Annotated in this window: 27 protein-coding genes; 18 read left to right on the forward strand and 9 right to left on the reverse strand. The window is 39.8% G+C overall.

The window, feature by feature from the left end; translation table 11 throughout:
• Positions 1-217: zinc ribbon domain-containing protein (locus tag BMW36_RS17310; RefSeq protein ID WP_139180336.1), on the forward strand; the 217-nt coding region annotated here is incomplete at its 5' end.
• Positions 218-379: 162 nt separating this feature from the next.
• Complete coding sequence (locus BMW36_RS17315; RefSeq protein WP_089743622.1) at positions 380-940, forward strand: sugar O-acetyltransferase; 561 nt, start codon at positions 380-382, stop codon at positions 938-940.
• Positions 941-949: 9 nt separating this feature from the next.
• Here BMW36_RS17315 and BMW36_RS17320 read toward each other — a convergent pair whose 3' ends face one another.
• Positions 950-1,453, reverse strand: coding sequence for a GNAT family N-acetyltransferase (locus tag BMW36_RS17320; RefSeq protein ID WP_089743456.1), 504 nt, complete (start codon positions 1,451-1,453; stop codon positions 950-952).
• 23 nt (positions 1,454-1,476) lie between these two features.
• Complete coding sequence (locus BMW36_RS17325) at positions 1,477-1,863, reverse strand: hypothetical protein (protein ID WP_089743458.1); 387 nt, start codon at positions 1,861-1,863, stop codon at positions 1,477-1,479.
• Between the two features lie 241 nt (positions 1,864-2,104).
• Here BMW36_RS17325 and BMW36_RS17330 point away from each other — a divergent pair, with 241 nt between their 5' ends.
• Entirely contained in the window at positions 2,105-2,443 is a 339-nt protein-coding gene (locus tag BMW36_RS17330; RefSeq protein WP_089743459.1) for a hypothetical protein, read from the forward strand.
• A 568-nt stretch (positions 2,444-3,011) separates the two neighbouring features.
• On the opposite strand, the gene BMW36_RS17335 is transcribed toward BMW36_RS17330, so the two are convergent.
• The 4 genes from BMW36_RS17335 to BMW36_RS17350 all read right to left on the reverse strand — a co-directional run bounded on the left by BMW36_RS17335 (position 3,012) and on the right by BMW36_RS17350 (position 6,226).
• A complete protein-coding gene (locus tag BMW36_RS17335; RefSeq protein WP_089743461.1) occupies positions 3,012-3,998 on the reverse strand; it encodes a 3-oxoacyl-[acyl-carrier-protein] synthase III C-terminal domain-containing protein in 987 nt (328 codons plus the stop codon).
• Between the two features lie 91 nt (positions 3,999-4,089).
• Entirely contained in the window at positions 4,090-4,440 is a 351-nt protein-coding gene (locus tag BMW36_RS17340) for a hypothetical protein (protein ID WP_089743463.1), read from the reverse strand.
• Between the two features lie 398 nt (positions 4,441-4,838).
• Positions 4,839-5,936, reverse strand: a complete 1,098-nt coding sequence (locus tag BMW36_RS17345; RefSeq protein ID WP_089743465.1) for a DUF2812 domain-containing protein — start codon at positions 5,934-5,936, stop codon at positions 4,839-4,841.
• Positions 5,933-6,226 (reverse strand): PadR family transcriptional regulator, encoded by a 294-nt coding sequence (locus tag BMW36_RS17350; protein WP_175480516.1) that lies wholly within the window; start codon positions 6,224-6,226, stop codon positions 5,933-5,935. Before BMW36_RS17350 ends, BMW36_RS17345 begins: the two co-directional genes overlap by 4 nt.
• A 312-nt stretch (positions 6,227-6,538) precedes the next feature.
• Between BMW36_RS17350 and BMW36_RS17355 the strand changes: the two genes are divergently transcribed.
• Positions 6,539-6,763, forward strand: coding sequence for a helix-turn-helix domain-containing protein (locus BMW36_RS17355; protein ID WP_054859055.1), 225 nt, complete (start codon positions 6,539-6,541; stop codon positions 6,761-6,763).
• Between the two features lie 105 nt (positions 6,764-6,868).
• Here BMW36_RS17355 and BMW36_RS17360 read toward each other — a convergent pair whose 3' ends face one another.
• The gene (locus BMW36_RS17360; RefSeq protein ID WP_089743469.1) at positions 6,869-8,548 is read right to left on the reverse strand and encodes a methyl-accepting chemotaxis protein; all 1,680 of its coding nucleotides are present in this window, start codon (positions 8,546-8,548) and stop codon (positions 6,869-6,871) included.
• Positions 8,549-8,755: 207 nt separating this feature from the next.
• On the opposite strand from BMW36_RS17360, the gene BMW36_RS17365 reads away from it, so the two are divergent.
• From BMW36_RS17365 to BMW36_RS17390, 5 genes are all read left to right on the forward strand, one after another.
• Entirely contained in the window at positions 8,756-9,061 is a 306-nt protein-coding gene (locus tag BMW36_RS17365) for an S-Ena type endospore appendage (protein WP_089743471.1), read from the forward strand.
• Between the two features lie 72 nt (positions 9,062-9,133).
• Positions 9,134-9,601 carry a BMQ_0737 family morphogenetic spore coat protein gene (locus BMW36_RS17375; protein WP_483866645.1) on the forward strand — a complete coding sequence of 156 codons (468 nt, stop codon included), beginning with the start codon at positions 9,134-9,136 and terminating at the stop codon, positions 9,599-9,601.
• A gap of 89 nt (positions 9,602-9,690) precedes the next feature.
• Positions 9,691-10,017 carry a DUF3992 domain-containing protein gene (locus BMW36_RS17380; RefSeq protein ID WP_089743477.1) on the forward strand — a complete coding sequence of 109 codons (327 nt, stop codon included), beginning with the start codon at positions 9,691-9,693 and terminating at the stop codon, positions 10,015-10,017.
• A gap of 85 nt (positions 10,018-10,102) precedes the next feature.
• The gene (locus tag BMW36_RS17385) at positions 10,103-10,573 is read left to right on the forward strand and encodes a hypothetical protein (protein WP_089743479.1); all 471 of its coding nucleotides are present in this window, start codon (positions 10,103-10,105) and stop codon (positions 10,571-10,573) included.
• Positions 10,574-10,805: 232 nt separating this feature from the next.
• Positions 10,806-12,344 (forward strand): BCCT family transporter, encoded by a 1,539-nt coding sequence (locus BMW36_RS17390; RefSeq protein WP_089743482.1) that lies wholly within the window; start codon positions 10,806-10,808, stop codon positions 12,342-12,344.
• A gap of 68 nt (positions 12,345-12,412) precedes the next feature.
• On the opposite strand, the gene BMW36_RS17395 is transcribed toward BMW36_RS17390, so the two are convergent.
• Entirely contained in the window at positions 12,413-13,246 is an 834-nt protein-coding gene (locus BMW36_RS17395; RefSeq protein WP_089743484.1) for an AraC family transcriptional regulator, read from the reverse strand.
• 112 nt (positions 13,247-13,358) lie between these two features.
• Here BMW36_RS17395 and BMW36_RS17400 point away from each other — a divergent pair, with 112 nt between their 5' ends.
• The 6 genes from BMW36_RS17400 (at position 13,359) to BMW36_RS17430 (ending at position 19,691) form a co-directional block, all read left to right on the forward strand.
• Positions 13,359-14,360 carry a Gfo/Idh/MocA family protein gene (locus BMW36_RS17400; RefSeq protein WP_089743487.1) on the forward strand — a complete coding sequence of 334 codons (1,002 nt, stop codon included), beginning with the start codon at positions 13,359-13,361 and terminating at the stop codon, positions 14,358-14,360.
• A gap of 5 nt (positions 14,361-14,365) precedes the next feature.
• The gene (locus BMW36_RS17405; protein ID WP_089743488.1) at positions 14,366-15,304 is read left to right on the forward strand and encodes an aldo/keto reductase; all 939 of its coding nucleotides are present in this window, start codon (positions 14,366-14,368) and stop codon (positions 15,302-15,304) included.
• 292 nt (positions 15,305-15,596) lie between these two features.
• Complete coding sequence (locus BMW36_RS17410; RefSeq protein WP_089743624.1) at positions 15,597-17,855, forward strand: phage/plasmid primase, P4 family; 2,259 nt, start codon at positions 15,597-15,599, stop codon at positions 17,853-17,855.
• The gene (locus BMW36_RS17415) at positions 17,856-18,269 is read left to right on the forward strand and encodes a hypothetical protein (protein ID WP_089743490.1); all 414 of its coding nucleotides are present in this window, start codon (positions 17,856-17,858) and stop codon (positions 18,267-18,269) included.
• An 84-nt stretch (positions 18,270-18,353) separates the two neighbouring features.
• Complete coding sequence (locus BMW36_RS17420) at positions 18,354-18,836, forward strand: regulatory YrvL family protein (protein WP_089743492.1); 483 nt, start codon at positions 18,354-18,356, stop codon at positions 18,834-18,836.
• Positions 18,837-19,391: 555 nt separating this feature from the next.
• Entirely contained in the window at positions 19,392-19,691 is a 300-nt protein-coding gene (locus BMW36_RS17430; protein WP_089743497.1) for a hypothetical protein, read from the forward strand.
• Between the two features lie 35 nt (positions 19,692-19,726).
• Here BMW36_RS17430 and BMW36_RS17435 read toward each other — a convergent pair whose 3' ends face one another.
• Positions 19,727-19,981, reverse strand: coding sequence for a hypothetical protein (locus BMW36_RS17435; protein WP_089743498.1), 255 nt, complete (start codon positions 19,979-19,981; stop codon positions 19,727-19,729).
• Between the two features lie 278 nt (positions 19,982-20,259).
• On the opposite strand from BMW36_RS17435, the gene BMW36_RS17440 reads away from it, so the two are divergent.
• From BMW36_RS17440 to BMW36_RS17450, 3 genes are all read left to right on the forward strand, one after another.
• A complete protein-coding gene (locus tag BMW36_RS17440) occupies positions 20,260-20,679 on the forward strand; it encodes a GNAT family N-acetyltransferase (protein ID WP_089743500.1) in 420 nt (139 codons plus the stop codon).
• A gap of 67 nt (positions 20,680-20,746) precedes the next feature.
• Positions 20,747-21,592 (forward strand): VanW family protein, encoded by an 846-nt coding sequence (locus tag BMW36_RS17445; protein ID WP_089743502.1) that lies wholly within the window; start codon positions 20,747-20,749, stop codon positions 21,590-21,592.
• Positions 21,593-21,733: 141 nt separating this feature from the next.
• Entirely contained in the window at positions 21,734-22,417 is a 684-nt protein-coding gene (locus BMW36_RS17450; RefSeq protein WP_089743504.1) for a Pr6Pr family membrane protein, read from the forward strand.
• Positions 22,418-22,469 lie beyond the last annotated feature (52 nt).

The following is a 22,469-nucleotide window of genomic DNA, read 5'->3' on the forward strand; positions in this document are numbered from 1 at the left end:
CTTACAGTACAAACTAAAAGAACAAGGGAAACAACTGATCAAAATTGACAAATGGTTTCCATCTACTAAAACTTGTTCGTGTTGTGGAAATACCCAACCAATGCCTATGAATGTTAGGATGTATGTTTGTTCTTGCGGACTAAATCTTGATAGAGACTACAATGCTGCGCTAAACATAAAAAAAGAAGGCATTCGCATATTAACAAGTGCCGAATGAAAGGATAAACTCTTGGAACAAGAGGGTTAGCTTGGTCTATTTCGTCAGCTGCCAAAAGGGACGATTACCCAAGAAGCCCCCACTTCAAGCAACCCGTAAGGGTGGTAAGTGGTGGGAGTAGTTCACTTGGTTATGGAAGTTTCGATAAAGGAGAATGGACATATGAAAACAGAAAAAGAAATAATGCTCGCAGGGGAAATGTACAATCCTGCTGATCCGCAATTAATGGGGGAACGGGAGAATGCGCGCCGTCTTGTAAGACTATATAACCAAACGTTAGAAACAGAGATTGATAAGCGGACAGAAATGCTGAAAGAATTGCTTGGCTCTACGGGAGAGACTGTTTATATGGAGCCGAATATTCGGTTTGATTATGGCAGTAATACATATGTTGGGGAAAATTTTTTCGCAAACTTTGACTGTACGATACTCGATGTTTGTGAAGTGAGAATTGGAGATAACTGTATGCTGGCACCCGGTGTGCAGATTTACACAGCAACACATCCAATTGATCCAACAGAACGCAATTCGGGAAAAGAGTATGCCAAGCCGATTACAATAGGTGATAATGTCTGGATTGGCGGAAGTGCGATCATAAATCCAGGGGTGACGATTGGCAACAATGCGGTTATTGCTTCAGGTGCTGTCGTGACAAAGGATGTACCGGATAATACAGTAGTTGGCGGCAATCCTGCCAGAGTAATCAGGCAGATTGAAGTATAATTTTTCTGCCTATTCATTCAGAAATAAAACCATCTGTTCTTCGTCATAATAAGTATCTTCGAATTTCATGGCATTTTTTTCGAAAGAAATTACTTGAAATCCTTTGGTGGAATATAGGTTTTTCGCACGTTCATTTGTTGCAACAACAGATAAATAAACTTGTTCAAGTCCTTCCAGCTGCCTTGCATGCTGGAGGGTTTTTGTTAATAATGCTTTTCCAATTCCTTTTCTCTGATGACCTGGCTTGACATAAAAAGCAACGATAATTGCGCGGTGATGTAACTTGATTAATGATTCTCTTCTCAGTGTGATCATTCCGATAAGAGATGTTTTGAGAAAAGCACCAAAAGTGTAGCTGCCCGTATTTTCTAAAAACTGACTGTACCTATCGATATTATTTTTCTTCTCTTCTTCATAGCTGACGGCAAATGCGGTAGGGCAGCTTTGCAATGCTTCGAGACGCAGGGTGCGATATTTTTCTGAATCTCCTGCTGAAAGCTGTCTGATTTCCATTAGATCATTCCTTTAACTGGTTTCTAGTTCCCTGATACACTGGTAAAAGCTGTCTCAGTTCCGTTGATAAACAGTCTGACCGTTTCATAATTCTTATCAACGTCCACTTTATAAAATCTTTCAGGATTTAAGGAAGTGCCGGAAATTTCACCTTCATAAAGAAGATCCAATGTATCCTCATTTACTTCCAGTGAGAAAGATTCATCACTGTAAGCGACATCGGAACCTTTGAAATAGACAAACAATGATTCATCTTTATTATCATAATAAAGGTGGACACCATTTTCATCAAATGATTGTATATCAACAGGCGGCGCTTGTTTGCTCACTTTTTCGACAGACTCATATGGGTTAGCATTACAACCTGTCATGTACAAAATGCTAAGCAGTAGAATCAATAATTTTTTCAATAAAAATCCCCCTTGGAAGCGATTCATTACATGAATGTATTATATCATAATGGTAAGGTGATTTTTGGTGAAAGTTTCTTATGAATGCGCGCTCACGCTATGGGGAGGTGAGGGTGTGGGCGGATGTTCCTTACTTGCACCATTAGGATACCGTTTTTTGGAGGTTTATGTTGAAAAAAACTAGATACTTTAAGAAGATATTCGAGTTTGATGGTAAGATGTTTATAGGGAGGGGGTAACTATGAATAAGATAGATATTGTTATGATGATATATGTAACTTTTATGATTTTAGCTACTGTTATAAGCGTTAAGTATGGTTCGGCAATGATTAAGAAAACAGGATTATTTCTACCGCAAACTCTTATTGCAGGCACTGTTAACTTAGTATTAGGTGTGTTCGGAATAATAGGATGGCTTTTCTATTCTTGGGGAGTTAATGAATTCCTTTTCTTTGGAGGATTAGTGTCAGGGGTGGGTTTATTGGTTGTTGGAGAAGTTGTTTTGCTTTCCATCCTATTTTCAAGGCGTAATAAATGGATACAGATATACCATGATAGTTTAAATGGAAGCAGCAGGTAAACTTGGAATTCGAAATAAAAGCCTTCTGAATTGCTGCAAAAAACTATATTCAACTTAATCTTTGAAAATAAATTAAAATCGCTATAGCGGGTACGAATATCTAATTTAGAAACCAGACAAACATGGATCGAATGTTATTTTTGCCTTTCGAATCAGCTGGAAAAATACAAAAAATGGTTCCGAGCTTTTAAATTAGCTTAGAACCATTTCTGTCACTTGTGGTGCCCTTGGTGTTATAATCCTCCCAGTTTAGTATGCTGAAATCTTTAGTTCTGAGGTGGGGACTGAAGAAAATAAGATTAATAATTGAGAATACCTGAAAGTGTGCAGGCATTCCAATGGTCTCCAACGGCACTCAGCCGCCGTCCGAAAACCTTGAGCACCGAATTTTAATCAGCGAAGGCATTCAAAACCTGTCCAAAAGCCATGAGCACTGAATTTTTAAACACGAAGGCATTCGCGCCTGACCTTCAGCTAGAGCTGTTCCCGCACGATGCTGAATATCTCAATCCAGTGCAATTTCCTTATCTCTCAGTCAACTGTTTTTACTATGTTCTTTAGCCATTCATTAATATTTAAATAGCATGGCAATCATTTCGTGGCCGGCACCGATTGTCCAGAATAGTACAGTATCTCCCCGCTTGATCTGGCCGGATTTTATTCCTTCATAAAGACAGATGAGTGGGCTGCTTGTTGTGGTGTATCCGTATTTGTCCCCAACATAAATGATCTTTTCCCAATTCATATCAAAATGATTCTGGATTTTTTTAATGTTGGATAATGCAAATTGAGAAAAACAGAAGGAATCGACATCATGAATAGTTAATCCGTTTCTCTCCAGCAATTCCTCTATCATTTCACACGCGACTGGAATAGCCATGGCACCATCGAATGGAAGGAAATCAATGTAGTCCTCTATGCCTCTTGATTGGGAGAACCCTTTCGGAGGATAGACAATGTTATCTTTATTGCTCGAATCCACTTCATAAATAGAGTCAATAAATCCAGTGTTTTCTTCTTCTGTCTTCACCAGAATAACGGCTGCCGCAGCATCGGCGAAGTTAGCATATGTAATTTCCTGTTCTGGGTTTGCGATTAAACTGTTCGCATCTGATCCAATAACAAGTGCTGTATTTAGTTGATCGTTTGTCATCATATACCGTGCAGCTGTATCAATGGAAGCAGTCATTCCCGCACAGCATGCATTTGTATCAAGGATCATTGTACGGTTATGGGCACCGATCGCATTATGTACATACATGGCATTGGTAGGTAACGTTTTTTCGGGAACTTGTGTGGAAAATAGAATCATGTCAATATCTTTCCCGGTTAGTTCTGCCTGTTTTAATACTCTTTCAGCAGCTTCAATTCCCATTGTTAACGTATTTTCTTTGTCATTATCGATAATATAACGTTCGTCTCTTCCCATCACTTCAAGAAAATGCCGAATGTCTTTACCCTGCTTTTCAAAATGCTTGTAATAGAAATCGTTTGTTACGACATTATCTGGGTGATAAACCGCAACTTCTTTAATCTGGATGTTGTTCTTTTCCATGTTTCTCTTTCTCCTTTTTCTTCTCAGAAATTTCTCTGTTAATAATAAAATGAAGAGCCACTCAGCAAGAATGGCTCTTATTCTCTATAGATTAAGATGCAGCTTCTGTTACTTCTGATATTGCCTGAAGGCCTGCATTTCTTGATATTCTGGTTAATTGCATTTTTAAAATATTATTCTCTTTAATCATATAGGTGATCTTTTTAAAGCCTGTGTTTTTATACATTTTCATTACTTCTTCCAAATTTGCACCCATCTCTGGTGTTAGGACTTTCATCTCGGTACAATCTACCATTAGTTCAAATTCCTCGCCATTTATCGGACCAATTTTAGCGTTATATTCCTTAACAAACAGCTCCGCATCTTCCATAGTCATTTTCCCCGCTACGGCCATATTGACTACTTTTTTTGATGGATCTACTAAAATTGTGGTTTTACTCATTTTCTTATTTTCTCCTTTTATGTATGATTATATAGACCTAAATCATTATACCATACGTTTTATATTTTGGGATAAAAAATGTCGAAAAAATGAATAAAAAGTAGTTTTATTTTCCCTTAATAGGTATAAAGGCACATTTTTTGAGGGGTCAGTCTATTTTTATATCTGGATTCTAACATTTCTGTCAAAAGAATAATAAAGTTATTCATCATCACTAAAAGCAGTGGGGAGGCCTTGTTTGAAGAATAAGTCGGGTTTGATCATCAAAGGAGGTAGTGAAATACTCGGGTTTGAAGAATAAGTCAAATAGCCGGACGGTTCAATGAAGAATACATCCGGCGTGCTTTTCTGTCCATCAACTGAGGCAATTTTTTCTAAAAAATCGAGCAGATTAATGGTTATTGATATGCTTTCATACTTTTACGGTAGTAAATTATTATCCGGAGAAAATGATACAGCCAGAATAATAATCCCGCCAGTAACAGTGTTCGGGTAATCCCTGATAAGCTCCAGGAGATGAAGGGCTCCTCATAATCGAGGGTGTTGGCGTACAGTGCAATAGATGAGATCAGGATAATATAGATGCTCATACTAATATTCATTTTAAAAGCCCGTTTTATTGATTGTTTTTGTTCTTTCATATCATATGAAAATTGCGGAATAGGCTCATTCTCCCTATATGGCATTGCCCAAATCGAGTAATTTAACACTGTGACATTTGAAGAATATTTCAATTGCCATCCGACTTCTTTATGTGCAGAAAAAAAGGATGGCTGCACTTTGTATTCAAAAACACATTCATATTTTATTGTGGTGGGCGCTGTCTTCCGAAAAGTAAAGAGTGTTGCTGTTACTTTTTCAAGTACATAACCTTCCAATGCCAGCTGTTCCAGCCACTTGCTGGTTTCCTCGAGACGATACATCCATCCTGGCTTTAGTTTCCACACTTTTTTTCCATTGGATACTGGATCAATTGTTGCATCCATCTCAAGGACTTCAAATCGCCGGTAGGATTTGAAAATGTAAGCAGCAATACAGGCAAGTGCTATCGCTTCACCGAGAAATAACAATAAAAGCCAGATATTTTGCTGATCCATGAATGATAAAATAATGAAGCTGATCAGCAAAATTGGCATCTGCAAGGCAAGCTGGAATATTACTATAGCTACAGCTGTATATGCATGCGTACGATTCCGCTTCAAGATAGAGTCTCTAGGTGGATATATTTGAATAATTTCAGTTACATTAGAAACGAATAACCACTTTCCTGCAGATGCAGCGATATTCCATCCTTCATTTTTAAGAGTTTCAGGTAAAGTTTTGGCATATTGTATCCGGTAATGGATCTTCTTTTTCTCACCTTTTTCAAAAGTAAATACTCTTGACCACAGATTAACATCAGTGACATGCCAGCCTTGTTCTGCCATGATGGAGAGCCATTGTTCGGTCTTGTTGATCTGATAACTCCAAAATAATCTTGCTTTTTTTATGATCATTTGAAATCCTCCTCGTAACGTAAGACATTGGCATGAACTTCTTTTAATCGTTCCATTTCCACCTGGATTAACTGTTTTCCCAACTGGGTAATTTCATAAATGGTTTTTCTTTTTTCATCTGCATAAATGGTGATAACTTGATCCCTTTGCATTTTCGTCAAGGTTCCATAAATAGTTCCAGAACCTACCTTTACTCTGCCATTTGTCATTTCCTCTACACGTTTGATGATGCCATATCCGTGTCTTGGTTCTGTTAATGACAATAAGATGTAGAAAGCAGTTTCTGTCATTGGCACATATTTTTTTATCACTTTTTTCAAAATATTCAGCTCCTAATATGTCGTGTTGTGACATATATCGTAAATTGACTATATCACACTGTGACATAGTTGATCAATAAAAAGTGAGCAAAAGTATGGAAGAAAGATCCATCATATTATCTTATGTTTAGGTTTTTGGCATGTTTTCCCTGACATTCTTTCAAATTCTGTCTAATATAGACGTTTGCAGGGCACACCTCTTCTCACGCTGTCATATGATACATTGACTAAGTAATACCCTCTTACTATAACGCCCTAAAGTCAGCAAGGAGGGGTTCACATTTGAAAGACAATGACTACAAGCCGAAGCAATTACTAACGAAACGAGAAAGAGAAGTATTCGAATTACTAGTACAAGACAAAACAACGAAGGAAATCGCCCAGGAACTTTTTATCTCACAGAAAACGGTGAGAAATCATATCTCAAACGCAATGCAGAAGTTGGGTGTTAAGGGGCGCTCACAAGCTGTAGTAGAATTGTTGCGCATGGGCGAATTAGAGCTTTAACTGAACTAACCGAAAACCAGTTATCACTTTTGGCGGATAGCTGGTTTTTCTGTTATAGAAAGAAAAGACCAGTGATCCCATCCATGATCACTGGTCCTTCTGATTTTATACTTCGAATTTTTTTACTAAAAGCTGCAGTTCTTCGGCTAATCTAGCTAATTCCTCTGAACTTGAGGAAACTTCCTGCATTGTACTTGATGATTGTTGAGCGGAAGCAGATGTTTCTTCAATTCCTGCTGCGGATTGTTCTGAAACAGAAGCAATTTCCTCAACACTTGTACTCATTTCCTGTGTATTGGAAGTAATTTCTGCTAATGTTTCGGAAATGCTTTGAACATTAATCCCCATCTTGCTTACCGCATTTGTGATTTGGTCAAAAGTCTGCCCTGTCTGCTGAATCTGGTTCGTTCCTTTTTCTACTTCGTTATACCCATTTTCTAATGCACCCACAACATGCGTTGTTTCCGACTGGATAGCTGTAACAATTCCGGTGATTTCGCCAACCGATTCTGATACTTGCTCTGCCAGTTTTCTTACTTCATCTGCCACAACTGCGAAGCCTTTTCCATGTTCCCCGGCACGGGCTGCTTCGATCGCTGCGTTTAATGCTAATAAGTTGGTTTGTTCGGCGATTTCTTCGATCACACCTACAAGCTTTGTTACTTCTTTTGATTTATTGTCCAATCCTTTCACACTTTGGACGGAACCTTGAATCAACTCATCAATGACTCCCATCTGGGATACAGAGGAACGCATCATGTCGCTTCCCTGCTCGGTTAATGCAATGACATCATTAGACGAATTCGTTACTTGTTCACTCTGACCAGAAGATTGATTTACTTTTTCGACAAAAGTACTCATATTGTCTGCCAAATCACTTGCATGATTGGCCTGTGATTCCGCACCTGATGACAATTCTTCCATTGTTGTGGAAATTTGTTCAGATCCCTGCATCACTTCATTGGCTGATTGTGTCAGTTCTTCGCTTGATCCCAGCACTTTATCTGTCGCATCGGTTACAGAAGTAATCAATGTTTTTAACTGGGACTGCATTTCATTTGTTGCACGGACTAATTCTCCGATTTCGTCTTTACGTTTGCTCTTAAGTGTCTCGCCACGGAGATTTCCTGCAGCCACTTCTTTTAACCGCGTAGCAAGCTGTGTCATGGGTTTACCGATTGCACGGCCCATGAAAATACCGACAGCGATTGCTATAATGACTGCTATGATACTAATTATAATGATAAATGTTTCTAAGATATTAGAAAGATTTTGACTTTCTTCAAATGCTTCTTCGGCAAGTTCATCATTCAACGTCCTTAATTCCTGTAACTCTGCTCTTGCTGCACGGAAAACTTCCCCACCTTGCTGTATCCCTTGAATAGCGGTATCATATTCCTCTGCCTTTATGGCTGCAACATTTGCCTGCACGATTTCAGAAAAGGCCTGCCAGTTTTGGATAAAATCATCAAGGACACGCTCTTCCTTCATAAATTCATAGGAACCGTAACTTTGCAGAATTTCATTTAACTGCTCAATATTCTCTAAAGCTTTCTCGGTCCTCTCTGTATCCTCATCCACAACACTTGTCAGCATTTGAACTCGTGTGTTTTCCATTAATTGAGTCATATCAATTAAATAAGAGGTAGACTTTAATCTTTCATTATACATACTATCTGTACTACTGTTGATTGCAGTTAATCCAAGAAACGCTGCAACTCCCAGTATTACAACTACCACTGCCAAAATCATGTACGACATTACCAATTTCCCTGTTATTTTCAATATTGTACCCCCAATTTTAGTTTCACGGTGTAATTGACGACTGTAACTTTAGATCTAGTAAAATCATCACTAAAAATATATCGACATATTATGACAAATGTTTAGTATATTCAGTATATTTTTTCAGGGAAACCTATTTGTTCTTACACGTGAAACTTCAGATAGCATATGATGACAATATGGACAAATGCTAAAGGAAGAACTGTGATGAAAGAGAATTCTCGGCAACACTGTGTAAAGGTGCTAAAACTATATGACTGGATTAATAAAGTCAGCGGCATCCAATTAAAAAAACCGATCAATAATCAAAAGCTTGTGACAGATAAAATATGCGGGAACTTTTCCGTTTCATGCGAGAATAATCAACAGTTATGGTCAGTAAAAGGAAAACTATCTGTTTCCGGTTCTGTGACGGTATATCATCAAATCGGTTCTGATCAGCTCGACGTTATCGTCAATGGGGTAACTGTGGCGAAGGTAGGAAAAGGCGAAGAGATCGCTCTCGATTTTTAAAGTTTAAAGTCGCTTGAGCTCCGTTGCAGTGGACGGAGGAACAAAACATGCAAAGGGAAATACTGTATTAGCATTTTTTATACATTATCAAAATTTAATCCAAAGTATTGTCATTTATTTTGCTTTTTATCTGATAAGGATGGTAATCCGGCAGAAACACTGTTATGTGAAGAAGTCAGTCAACGATCGGGAAGAACCACTGTAGAAATGGTGCACCAGAATGGGGAAAAAGTTACACTGCAAAAGGTGACTGTTTCTAAAAAGGGATATATTACGGTACAAATATGGCAGAAAGGGAAACTTTGTAAGATTGGTACAATCCCGTTTCAACTGGTGGAAGAATTAATCCTTTGTGCTCCTACTGGAACGCATATCGAATGTGAGGTTACTGATTTCATGTGTTCAGCAGAAATAACGAAGGATTGTATCAATATAGAAATTCGAGTTTGTCAGCAGGTAAAAGCAGTGGCAGAGGCGATAATAGAAGTGGAAGCTGATTTATGTCAGCCTCGTTCTTTTACTGAATCAAAACTTATCTAGTCGGATGCTCAGTCAAGCTATCCCCATACACATATATTAATAGTGACAGCCATCAATTTGTTCTTTGACCTGAAGAAAGGAGTCCTTTTATGTGTGGAGGAGGATGTTGCCCGGATCGTCCGTTTGTTAGTGACGAAATTTGCGGGAATTTCAATACAACAGAAGCGGCGGTACCATTAACCGTTTATACAAAAGAAGCGACTGTGTTTGTATCAGGGACAGTAAGTGTTTTTTATGATCGTGGTACAGATGCTACGATCACTGCGACAGTGACGGATAGTGCAGGAGTTACCACAGCGCTTACGATTCCACAGGGAAATACGATTTCACAAACTTTTGATGATATTGCTTCATTATCCATTGATACAGCAGCTGCTACCGGTAAGTACTGTTTAACTTTGCATTATCAGACTTAAGCGAAAGCCCATCTGAGTTTCTCGTTTCAGGTGGGTTCTTCACTTCAGAAAAATGGACAACTATCCTGAAGAAGGGGGAATTATTATGGGAAATTGCTGTTGTGGCACCTCATCTTCTTTTTCCCAGAACCAGTTTTTCTCAACCCAGACAGAAGGATCAATAAATATCCCGTTTGGCGTCAATATGGAAACAACGGTTTTGACACTTCCCGTCACGACAACCTTTGACTTGCAAAATGTAAAACTGGATTATGCAGTACAGCTTGCATTTTCACTTGCGGCTGGCAATCCGCAATATGATTACGGAGTGAGAGCCCGATTAAGAAGGGATGGAATTCTGTTAGTGACACAAACTCTGCAGCAAAGCGGATCAAGACCTGGCGGAGCGGGAGCGAGTGTGAGGCGGGAGCATATTCCTAATACATGGGCAGATGATGAGGCACTGGCAGGTGCACAAACATATACCGTGACACTGGAATTTTTTCAGCGTGCCAATGCCAATACTACTTTAGCAGCAGAAACCCGTTCCTTAAATGCAATCATGTTTGGATTATAACAGAAAGCAGGATATCCTGTTCATGATATTGGGACAATCCCCCATCCAGGCTATAGTTCACTATCATAATTCCTCTTTGAAAGGTTAATAATATTTTTAAATAAGCTTTCCATGAGCTTCATTTTGACTTATTTCCATCATTCCCATATAATAGATGGTCTGTGATTTAAACGTAAATACTAAATAACTTAATGATAGAGGTTATGTGGAATTAAAACTTAGGAGGAATGTAATGGAGGACCAGAAGAAGAAGAAAAGACTGGATTGGATCGGATTGGTAATAAGCGGAGGGCTGTTAGTTCTGTTTGTTATTGCTACACGATTAAATAAAGGTTTAGTGGATCAGTTGATTAGTGATTCATTTTCATTTACAGTAAAATATTTCGGAGCATATTGGCAAGTGTTATTGCTGGTCATGTTTGTGATTGGATTGATCTTAGCTTTTTCTAAGTATGGAAAAGTACGACTTGGTAAGATCGAACGGCCGGAAAATAGTAATTTTCGCTGGATTGCGATGATTTTATGTACACTTTTAGCAAGCGGGGGAGTATTCTGGGCGGCGGCAGGACCGATGTATCATTTTCTGACAACGCCCCCTCAGTTTTCTGGTGTAGAATCAGGATCAATGGAATCCGCTTATCCTGCAATGGCACAGAGTTATTTACACTGGGGCTTTTCGGCATGGGCAAGTTTGGGAACATTGACGACAATTGTGCTGATGTATGCTCATTATCATAAAGATCAGCCGCTCAAGCCGAGAACGCTTTTATATCCTATGTTTGGCCGAAAAATTAATAAAAAGAGTTTTATCGGCTCATTAGCTGACATTGTATCAATAGTGGCGGCAGCAGCTGGAACGATCGGACCAATCGGCTTTCTTGGACTGCAGGTTGGTTACGGATTGCAGCAAGTGTTCGGGTTTTCGAATACGTTTCTGACACAGTCGCTGATTATACTCTTTTTGGCTGTGATAGCTTCGATTTCCGCTGCTACAGGGGTGGAGCGCGGCATTCAGTGGCTAAGCCGGATAAATGTCGGGCTTGTCGTTGTTTTAATGGTAATTATGCTGATTCTTGGGCCGACGATGTTTATAATCGATTTATTTATCGGATCGGAAGCTTTTTACATACAAAACTTTCTGACAATGAGCTTGTACAGGCTGGATGAAGCCTGGCTGGGAGCATGGATCATTTTCTTCTGGGGGTGGTTTATCGGTTATGGGCCGATGATGGCGATATTTATCAGCAGGATTTCCCGCGGAAGAACGATAAGAGAGCTGATTATTGCCGTTTCTCTGATTGCACCGATCGTGAGCAATTTCTGGTTTACGGTTGTTGGGGGATCGGGTATCTTTTATGAAATGGAAAAACCGGGATCTGTTTCAACTGCGCTGAACGAAAGTGGCATGCCGGCTGCTGTAATGGCGATTCTTAATCAGATTCCAATGGGTATCGTTTTGGCGATCGGCTTTATCATTGTGTCAGTTATATTTGTAGCTACAACGGCTGACTCGATGTCCTATACTGTCGCAGTTACATTAAGCGGATCAGATGAACCGGACCGTTTTAACCGTGTTTTCTGGGCATTGATGTTTGGAATTGTCGCTGTGGCATTGTTAGCGATCGGTGGTGAGTCGACTGTCGGCACTCTGCAGAACTTTATTGTAGTCACAGCTGCCCCGGTTTCTTTACTTCTGCTTCCATCATTATGGGATGCACCGAGGATTGCTGCGAGAATGGCGAAAGAACAGAATATCGTGGAGAAAAAATGATAGAAAGCTGCCTGTGATCCGGGCAGCTTTTTTTGTTTGTGAAGTGGTGATAGATTCCCACAGGCCTGTTAAAAATACATCTGCCTGTACTTCGTCGGTGTCATCCCTTCGTTTTCGAGAAACAGTTTGTTAAAATAACTCGGATTCGCATAACCGGAACGTTCAGCAATCTCCTTGACGGTTAAATTCCGATCCTCCAAAAGCAGCTGCTTGCTCCATTGCAGCCGGCATAAAGTAATAAAAGCCATTGGCGTCATTTGCGTGACCCGTTTAAATAATCGGCAGAAATAATACGTGCTGACGCCGGTTTCTTTAGCCCAGTATTCCAGATCAAACGGTTCCGGCGCTTTTTCCTGCATTTTCGGTAACAGCGCCTGAATACGCAAATCCAATTCCTGTTTCGAGCCTGACTCTTTTGGTACAGCAAGGTTAATAAAATTGGACAAAAATGCATAAGTGAGTGTGGATAGCTGGGTTAACTGCAGAAAGCTGTGTTGCTCTGCTTCCTGTAACAGTTGCTCGTGCGCTTTTTCCAGATGATCAATTGTCGGCAGTCTCCATAAAGTGAACCGGGCAAATCCAATCTCTGATAAGAAGCTGTGTAACGTTTTTCCGTAAAAATGGATCCAGCGAATACTCCATGGGTCATCAGTGCTGCTGTAATACTTTTGTTCCTGCTGGGGAAAGAACAGAAAAGCATCCCCTTTTTGTAACGTATATCTTTTCCCGTCCATCTCGACAAAACCCGTGCCACCAATGACAAAATGTATGCTGATATTATCGAGTGAGCCTGCATCCCTGTATACTTCATGCTCTGCTGCTGACAAATAACAGCCGACCGATTCAGGCAGGATCATATATTCATGTTTTTTTAATGTTGGCAATAATACTTGGCGGTTCACTTTATCACACTCCAGGAGGACAATATTGTGTTAGCTTACAGCAAAAAGCTTCTATTTCCATATTAATAGGAATCGCTTATAATAACAACAAAGTTATAGAGGAGAGTGAAAAATGACAGTGAAATGGGGAATTATCAGTACAGCCAATATTGCGCAACGGGCGGTCATTCCTGGCATAAAAGAATCAGAAACAGGAGAAGTGTACGCGATTGCGAGCCGGAATGTTGACAATGCCAAAGAAACGGCGGAAAAATTAGCGATTCCTGTTGCTTATGGTAGCTATGAAGAGTTATTAGCTGACCCTGATATTGAAGCCGTTTACATCCCGCTGCCGAACCATTTACATAAAGAATGGTCGATCAAAGCAATGGAGGCAGGCAAGCATGTACTCTGTGAAAAGCCGATAGCGCTAAATGCGAAGGAAGCAGAGGAAATGATCGATGCAAGCAAAAAAGCTGGCGTCATATTGGCAGAGGCGTTTATGTACCGTTATCATCCAAGATACCGGATGATTGAAGAAAAGATTCAGTCAGGCGCAATCGGGGAAATCCGCGGAATTCATGGTGTGTTCACATTCAACAGTGCGGGAGCGAAGGAGAATGTCCGTTTTAAAAAAGAATGGGGCGGAGGATCTTTGTATGATGTTGGTGTATACCCGATCAGTGCGGCGAGAATGATTTTAAAACAGGAGCCAGAAGCGGCAACAGTTCATGCCTTGTTTTCCGAACAGCATGGAGATGTAGATATGATGGCATCAGGCTTACTGGAATTCGAAAATGGGGTGGCACTAACATTTGATTGCGGCATGTGGGCAGATTTCCGCAACCGGTTGGAAATCCTGGGGACAGAAGGCAAAATCGAGGTTCCATCCGCTTTTGTTGTCAATCAGAATGAACAGGATCATTTTTATGTTCACACCTCTGAAGGAACGGAAGAAGTGGAAGTGCCATATGTGAATCAATATGCACTGCAGGCAGATGTGATTGGCCAGAGTATCCGGAGTGGAGAAGAATTACCGTTTCCTTCAGATGATGCGATCCAGAATATGAAGGTGCTTGACGCATGTCTTGCTTCAGCTGAACAAAGAAAACGAGTAGAAATTAAGAAAGGATGATCAGAATGAAAACGATCCAGATTAACGGGCTCGATAAGCCTGTAACCACCTTAATTCAAGGTTCTGATTATTTTAAACCAGATATTTATGAAAAAGTTTGTCAGGTGCTCGATCGTTATGTAGCCATTGGCGGCAATACGATCGATACTGCCTATGTTTACTGTGGCGGGGAAAGCGAGGTAGCGATTGGCATGTGGTTAAAAGAACGGGATAACCGCGAGGATATCGTGATTTTAACAAAAGGTGCACACCATGACCAAGATGGACCGCGTGTGAATCCGGATGCAATCAATCATGATCTTTTCGAAAGCCTTGAGAGACTTGGTACCGAATATATTGATTTATATGCATTGCACAGGGATGATCCCGATGTTCCGGTAAGTGTAATTATCGATGCACTGAACGAACATATCGAGGCAGGCAGGGTAAAAGCAATTGGTGCATCGAACTGGACAACCGCACGAATCGAGGAAGCTAATGAGTATGCTTCCGCAAACGGTTTAGTCGGATTTTCATTCAGCAGTCCGAACCTGAGCCTTGCTAAAGTAAACGAGCCATTTTGGAAAGGTTGTGTATCCACAGACCGCAATGGTTTAAAGTGGCATGAGAAAACACAAATGCCGATTCTTTCCTGGTCTTCCCAGGCGCGAGGATTTTTTACCGGCAAATTTACACCAGATGACAGAAGCAACAAGGATCTTGTCCGCGTATTTTACAGTGAGGCCAATTGGGACCGTATGAAGAGAGCAGAGCAAATGGCCGAAGAAAAAGGTGTTACCGTTATCCAGATTGCTTTGGCATATGTACTAAATCAGGCTTTTCCGACATGTGCATTAATTGGCGCAAGAAATGATCACGAACTTGTCTCCTGTTTCGAAGGATCGGAAATTGAATTAACACGTGAAGAAGTAGAATGGCTGGAAAATGGCGAGCTGGCAGATTGATTGTCAGCTTTTTTTATGTTCGATTTTAACTTAGCTTTTTCGCATAATAAGCATGATCTCCGCCATCTCCTCGCGTTAAGTTTGTCCCTAAATATTCTCCTCCAAAAAATTTCTGCATTTTTTTTAAAAATTGACGCTCCCTTTCGCCGATTAGTTTTGATTATAGATATGAAAGGAGGTTGTAATGGGACAGGAAAAGAAAGCTGCATTACAAAAAGTTGTCACTCAACTCAAGCGGAAAGGATACTGCATTGATTATGCCAAATCTTTTGTCAATAGGAGGAGTATTTATATGAATTCTAACCATTTCCCCTCATCGCAAAAACCACTCAAAGTAATTAAGCTCGTCGGTTATTCTGATTTAAACAAGGACAATGATTACAGTGTTGCCAAACGGCCATGCATGAAGCAGTGGCAGGATCTGGACAAACCAGGCTTAACAGAGCAGGAAGCTGACCAATGGCTCAAGCAGTCTGGATGGACCGGTTTTGTCATCCCTGATGGCTATATTGTGATCGACATTGATGAAAAAAAGGAAGGGAAGGCAATATTTGACGCACTGCTTTCCGCAAATTTTCAGTTCCATGCAATCAAAACAGTTAGAGGATATCAGTTCTTTTTCAGATCGACAGGAAAAGTGACCGGCCAGGATGCGAAAGTGCTCATGGCAGGTGGCTTTATTGGTGATTACCGACTTGCCGGGAAAGGGCAGGTCGTTCTGCCAAGCGTGAATACAGAAGGGCGCGAGTGGGTCCATCTCGCTGAAAAGGAATTAGATGAAATGCCTGTCTTTTTTGAAAAATTAAAGAAGCTGACAGATGAACGTCCATTTCCGATCCCTGTTGTAGAGGGCACGCGCAATAATACGATATACAGCCATTGCTGCCGGTTGATTGAGTACGGATATGCCAAGAAAGAAGTCACCTATATTTGCAGTTTTCTGAACCGGTTTTTTTGCACCCCGCCAATGAATCACAAGGAATTGACCAATACATTAAAAAGCGCGCTCCATTTCCAGCCATCAGGCACCAATTATCAGGTACAGCCCGCAGCAATGGAACAGCCGAAAAAATTTAACCGGACAGAAATGGGCAATGCGGAACGTCTCGTTCACCGCAATGGAAAGGATTTAAAATATTGTGTCGAATTTGATGGCTGGCTTATTTGGGATGGAAAGACATGGGGCGAAGATAAACGGAAAAAAGTCGAGCGGATTGCGATTCAAACATTTCGTGAAATGTATGGCGAGGTGCAGCAATTAACCGATACTGATGAGCGGAAAGATTTATGGAGATGGGCACAGTCAAGTGAGAGAAGCTCAGTTTTTCTTAACAGTATTGCAAGAGCGGAGGCCATGCTGCCAGTTAATCAGGCAGAGTTAAATAAGGATAGCTTCAAACTGAACTGCGAAAATGGTGTCGTTGACCTTAGGACAGGGGAGCTGCTTGAACATCAGCGCGACTATTTGATGACAAAAAATACCCACATCCCCTATGATCCGGAGGCAGAATGTCCGAATTGGCTGGCTTTTCTTCATAGTATTTTCAAAGATTCCAATGGACGGGTAATGGTGGAACTGATTGAATTCATCCAGCGCTCTGTCGGCTATGCACTAACAGGGGACACGAGTGAACAGGTTGCCTTTTTTCTCTGGGGAACAGGCAGAAACGGAAAAAGTACCTTAATGAATACAATCAAGCAGCTTTTGGGAGATTACGGCAAGCAGACGAATGCTGATACGTTTACTACAAGAAATAATGAAGGTGGTGCGAACAATGATATAGCAAGGCTTCACGGGTCGCGCCTCGTGTCAACGGTAGAATCAGATGATGGGCAGAAATTATCAGAGGCCTTAATCAAACAGCTGACAGGCGGAGAACCGGTCACTGCACGTTTTTTGCGCAAGGAATTTTTCGAATATGTGCCGGAATTCAAGATCTTTTTCACAACCAACCATAAACCGATCGTAAAAGGTGATGATGAAGGGATCTGGCGAAGGATCCGCTTAATTCCGTTCGATTATACGATCCCAAAAGAGGAAGTGGACAAGCATCTCCCGGAAAAACTGCAGCGAGAATTGCCAGGTATTTTGAAATGGGCAGTGGACGGCTGTCTGGCATGGCAAAAAGAAGGACTCGGTGAACCGGATGAAGTGAAACATGCGACAGATGAATACAAAGAAGAGATGGATTTGTTATCGAGTTTTATTGAGGAATGCTGTGTGATGCATGGAGATGCGAAAGTTTTAGCGAATACGCTCCATCAGGAATATATGGAATGGGCAGAGAAGAATGGAGAATATCCGATTAGAAAGCGTCCATTTAATAAACGGATGGTGATGAAAGGATTCCATAAAAGAAAATCCACAGGCAATAAGACTTACTTTTTCGGAATCGAGTTAGCAAAAACAAGTTACCAAATTACCGAAAATGACCAAAAAAGTGGTAAACCGCCACATAGAGAAATATATGAGGGGAATAGGGAAAACCGATCACTTTTAGTAACGAATGGGCAGAAAGGTAACTCTGGATTAATCGAGGAGGAGTTTTAAATGCTAAATAACCTCCTTGATAAGATATATGCTCATAATATCCAAATCGTATTAACTAAAAATAAAAGAATAAAAATCATCTATAAAAAAGATAAAAAAATAGAAAAATTAAAACAAGAGATAAAAGAGAATAGGAGAAACATAGCCAAAAGATTAGCAGAAAATCAGAAAGCAATCGACAAAGGGTTTCATCTTTATGAACATGGAGATCTGTACGAATACCGCTATGGCTATCTTTCCTATTTGTATATAGAGAGGAATGGGGATAAGCTGGTTCTCGTGTATCGCCTGAATTATCACAAGGGGAGCAGCAAGCCATACCGCACTGTTATCATCGGAGAATACTGTTCCTTTGAGGAGGGATTTAACGAAGCAGTCGGCTTTCTTAATTGGCTCGAGGATGTAAGAAAATGAATATAATATTGGAATATTATGCTATAATTAATGGGTGAATGGAAATAAATCAAATTGAAAAATAATTGAAGGAGATTCATAGAGATGTCAAATAATGATTCAGATTCTTTTCGTGATATGAATGGCAAAGAAAAAATAGTAACAGTGCTGGCGATTGCGCTTTTGATTATCTTTGCAGTCGGTTTTGTCATCGGACTGTACTTTTTCGGAATCGCCGGAGTGTTTCAACTGCTCGGAGTCCAATATACTTCGATTTGGGCCCTGGTCATTTTTGTTGTAAGTTACTTCCTGTTAGGCATCATCGCGGAATTATTTTTCAAAGTTTTCTATAAATTAACTGTAAGAAAAATAACAGGAAAAGCACAGCGATTCTTTATCCGCATAGGTTTCGAAAGCACATCTAACTGGCTCGTCCTGTTCACCGTCGATGAGTTTATGAACAGTATCACCATCTCGTTCCAAACCGAGCTGATAATCGCACTACTGCTCGGAGTGCTGGAGTGTGTGCTAGATAAGGAAGATGATAAGAAAGAGATGGAGAAGATGGAAGGGTATGCTGATCAATGAGGATCAGCAAGCTGGATGAATGAGAGGATGGAAAGTTGCAAGATGAGAGCAGAAGTTGCAAGTAAGAGGCGAAAGTTGCAAGAAGGGAGCGGAAATTGCAAGTAAGAGGGAAAAGTTGCAAGAAGAGAGCAGAAGTTGCAAGTAAGAAGGAAAAGTTGCAAGAAGAGAGCAGAAGTTGCAAGAAGAGAGCAGAAGTTGCAAGTAAGAAGCGAAAGTTGCAAGAAGAGAGCAGAAGTTGCAAGTAAGAAGCGAAAGTTGCAAGAAGAGAGGGAAAGTTGCAAGATGAGAGCAGAAATTGCAAGTAAGAGGGAAAAGTTGCAAGATGAGAGCAGAAGTTGCAAGTAAGAGGCGAAAGTTGCAAGAAGGGAGCGGAAATTGCAAGTAAGAAGGGAAAGGTGCAAAAAGAGAGCAGAAGTTGCAAATAAGAGGGAAAAGTTGCAAAAAGAGAGCAGAAGTTGCAAATAAGAATTGGAAGTTGAAAAAGATTATTAATCTATCGGCTGCCGTCTCTCTGTTTTTGCATCCATCAATAAGAGATTAAGAGAAGGGATATCTATGTTTATTGGTCAGGAGTATTCTGTAATTAGTATTATTATCACTGTAGCAATTGCGATAACAGCATTTTTAAATTCTGAAAAATTGTTAAAAAATAAGTTTCTGCGTTATTTGCAATGCAGTCTGTTTGTATTTATATTTTTTTCAATGAATTCTTTTTTTATTTATTACATGCTTGTTAATAATCTTTTTGCTTTTAATATTCATACTTTCGCTTTGATTTCAATTTTAATGCTCCCCTCCATTTTACTTATAAGACGCTTAATTGCAACACTTAAAATATCTGAAAAGGATAATTGAAATCAACAATGTTGACTATCTTTCAGTTCATAATGCTACTTATTTAAAATAAAAGAAATAATGAAAATATATAAATATACCGATATCGACAACAGGAGCATTCCGGAGCTGATTACAGCTGTTCCCATTCCACCCCAGCCGCCAATAACAAAGGAAGCTAAAAAAACAATACCAAAAGATACTAATGAGATATTCGCAGCTTTTTTTAAATCCTTCATGATTAGCATAAAAATACCGAAAATAACTAGATTAGAAACAAAACCAATTCCAACAGGTATGAAAATATCCAACCGATCTTCCTCCTATCATATTTGTAATCAGAACACTCATGTATGTAACGGATGATCCTTTTTAAAATATTGTGTGCGATTATCAACAATACACTGAATAAAGCTAGCAATTCTGAAGATTATTTAACATTTTTATCCATTCTATCACCATATCTTATGGTAAATCAAATATTTTCTGTGTCATAGTTTAGATGATGATTGCTCGAATTTAGTATCATTATCATCTGCAGAACGAATCTTTTGCTAGATGAAAAAATCCAGGGAGTGAAACCAAGAATATGGAATATAATGAATTTAAAATTAGTGATGATCCGTCTTTAATAAATTTGGATACCATTTATGAATTTTTGCAGAAGAGTTATTGGGCGAATAAAAGGCCTAAGGAAAAAATCAGGAAGTCTATCGAAAATTCATTATGCTATGGGGTGTATCATGGGGAAAAACAAGTCGGTTTTGCCCGTGTGATTACTGATTATGCAACGATGTATTATCTTGCTGACGTATTTATTGACGAAGAATATCGAGGAAACGGAATTGGAAAAAAGTTAATCGAGGCGATAATTAATTCAGAAGATTTAAAGGATTTATTTGGTCATCTGTGTACAAAGGATGCTCACACTCTTTATGAACAATACCATTTCAACCGGGAAACAGAAAAAGTGATGATTCGTCAGCCTGATTTTTTGCGAAATAGATAAGAAAGCTCCACTTTAAAGGAAGTGAAACCTGTCATCAGGGAAGTAGATCTAAATTAAGGAGGCTGTTATGGATTGGAACTGGCAAGATTCTGAGAAAATTAAACCTCGTAGAAGAAGCAGATTTAGAATATATCTTGGCACAAAATACTACCGGATCAAACGGAGAATCGAATGGTTCACCACTAAAAAAAAGTATGCCACCACCATCGATGAAAAACCATATCCATTCCTCATCAAAAAACATCAATCCATCATTAGAAGACAACTAAAGGATGTAGACTTATGGTATCAGGAGAACAAAATTGTTAATTTAAAAATTGCTGTGAAAAAGATGAATGGAATCATTATCCATCCTGGAGAAACCTTTTCCTACTGGAAACTGATCGGAAACACCACAAAACTTAAGGGATACAAAAAAGGGATGGTTCTCTATTACGGAACTTTTAAAGCAGGAACAGGTGGCGGGCTGTGCCAGCTGTCGAATCTCATCTACTGGATCACTCTCCATACACCGCTGACAGTAATCGAGCGTCACCGCCACAGCTACGACGTTTTCCCAGACTCCAATCGGACCCAGCCATTTGGCAGTGGGGCCACTTGTGCCTACAATTATTTAGATTTACAAATCCAGAACCGGACTGATAATAGTTTTCAGCTTTGCTTGGATGTAACGGAAACTCATTTGGTGGGCGAGTGGCGTGCTATAAATGCAGAACCGATGACCTACGAAGTATATCAAAAAAGCCACAGAATTACACATGAACATTGGGGCGGTTATGTCAGGCATAATACGATCTACAGAAAGGTTTTTAACGGGAAGCGTGAGCAAACAGATGATCAATACATTACGGAAAACCATGCGCTGATGATGTATAACCCGCTTCTTCATTATGAAGACAATGACCAAAAATAAACGGGGGAAGAGGTCATACCAGTTGAATTCTATTTGGAGATCATCTGTACTCATTCATCTTTAAATTAATTACTTTCGGTTCTAAGATCAGGCAGCTGTTAGCAAGCATAAGTCGCATTACTAGAAAAGGAGAATTTTTTCATGGGAAATTTTAATAGACAGAAATCTATCAGCCAACCAAAATTAGTATTACATCTCATCATTTTTTTAATCTGTTTCATCAGTGTTATCCTGCATGTCATATACTCGCCTGTACCTTTGGTCTCAATAACAAAGTTTACGATTCAATCGAATTTGATCGTTTCCTTAACATTTTTATTCAGCAGCTTCACTCTTTTGAAGCGGAAGGACGACGATTCTTTACTCGCATATTTTAAAAATGCTTCGGTTCTTTTTATGGCTGTATGTATTCTTACCTACCACTTCCTGCTTGCCAGTGGCGGGGAGTATGAGGGATTCAGGATTATCACTAATTTTACATTGCATTATCTTATACCGATACTCGTATTTCTGAATTGGCTGCTATTTGAAAGTAAGCAAAAATACCGTTTCCGATCTATCTTATACTGGATGATTTTCCCTGCCATTTATACTGCTGTTTCACTGTTAAGAGGATTGGTGGATGGTTTTTATCCGTATTTCTTTTTTAATCCGAACGGCGAAATTCCTGCAGGTGTCGGCAGTTATGCCAATGTCGGGCTGTTCATTGTCGCTTTTTTACTCGTTCTGGCCGTTTTTGGTGCAGTATTGATCATATTTAACAGACTGTTTATCTATTTCAGCCGAACTCCTCAACAGGAAGTAAAGAAAACGAAAGTGCTGTGAATGCGGAGAGAAAAGGGTTTATGCTAAAATGGAAGTAATTATTCAGGCAGGA

Source organism: Gracilibacillus ureilyticus (genome assembly GCF_900111195.1).
Classification (GTDB): Bacteria; Bacillota; Bacilli; order Bacillales; family Amphibacillaceae; genus Gracilibacillus; species Gracilibacillus ureilyticus.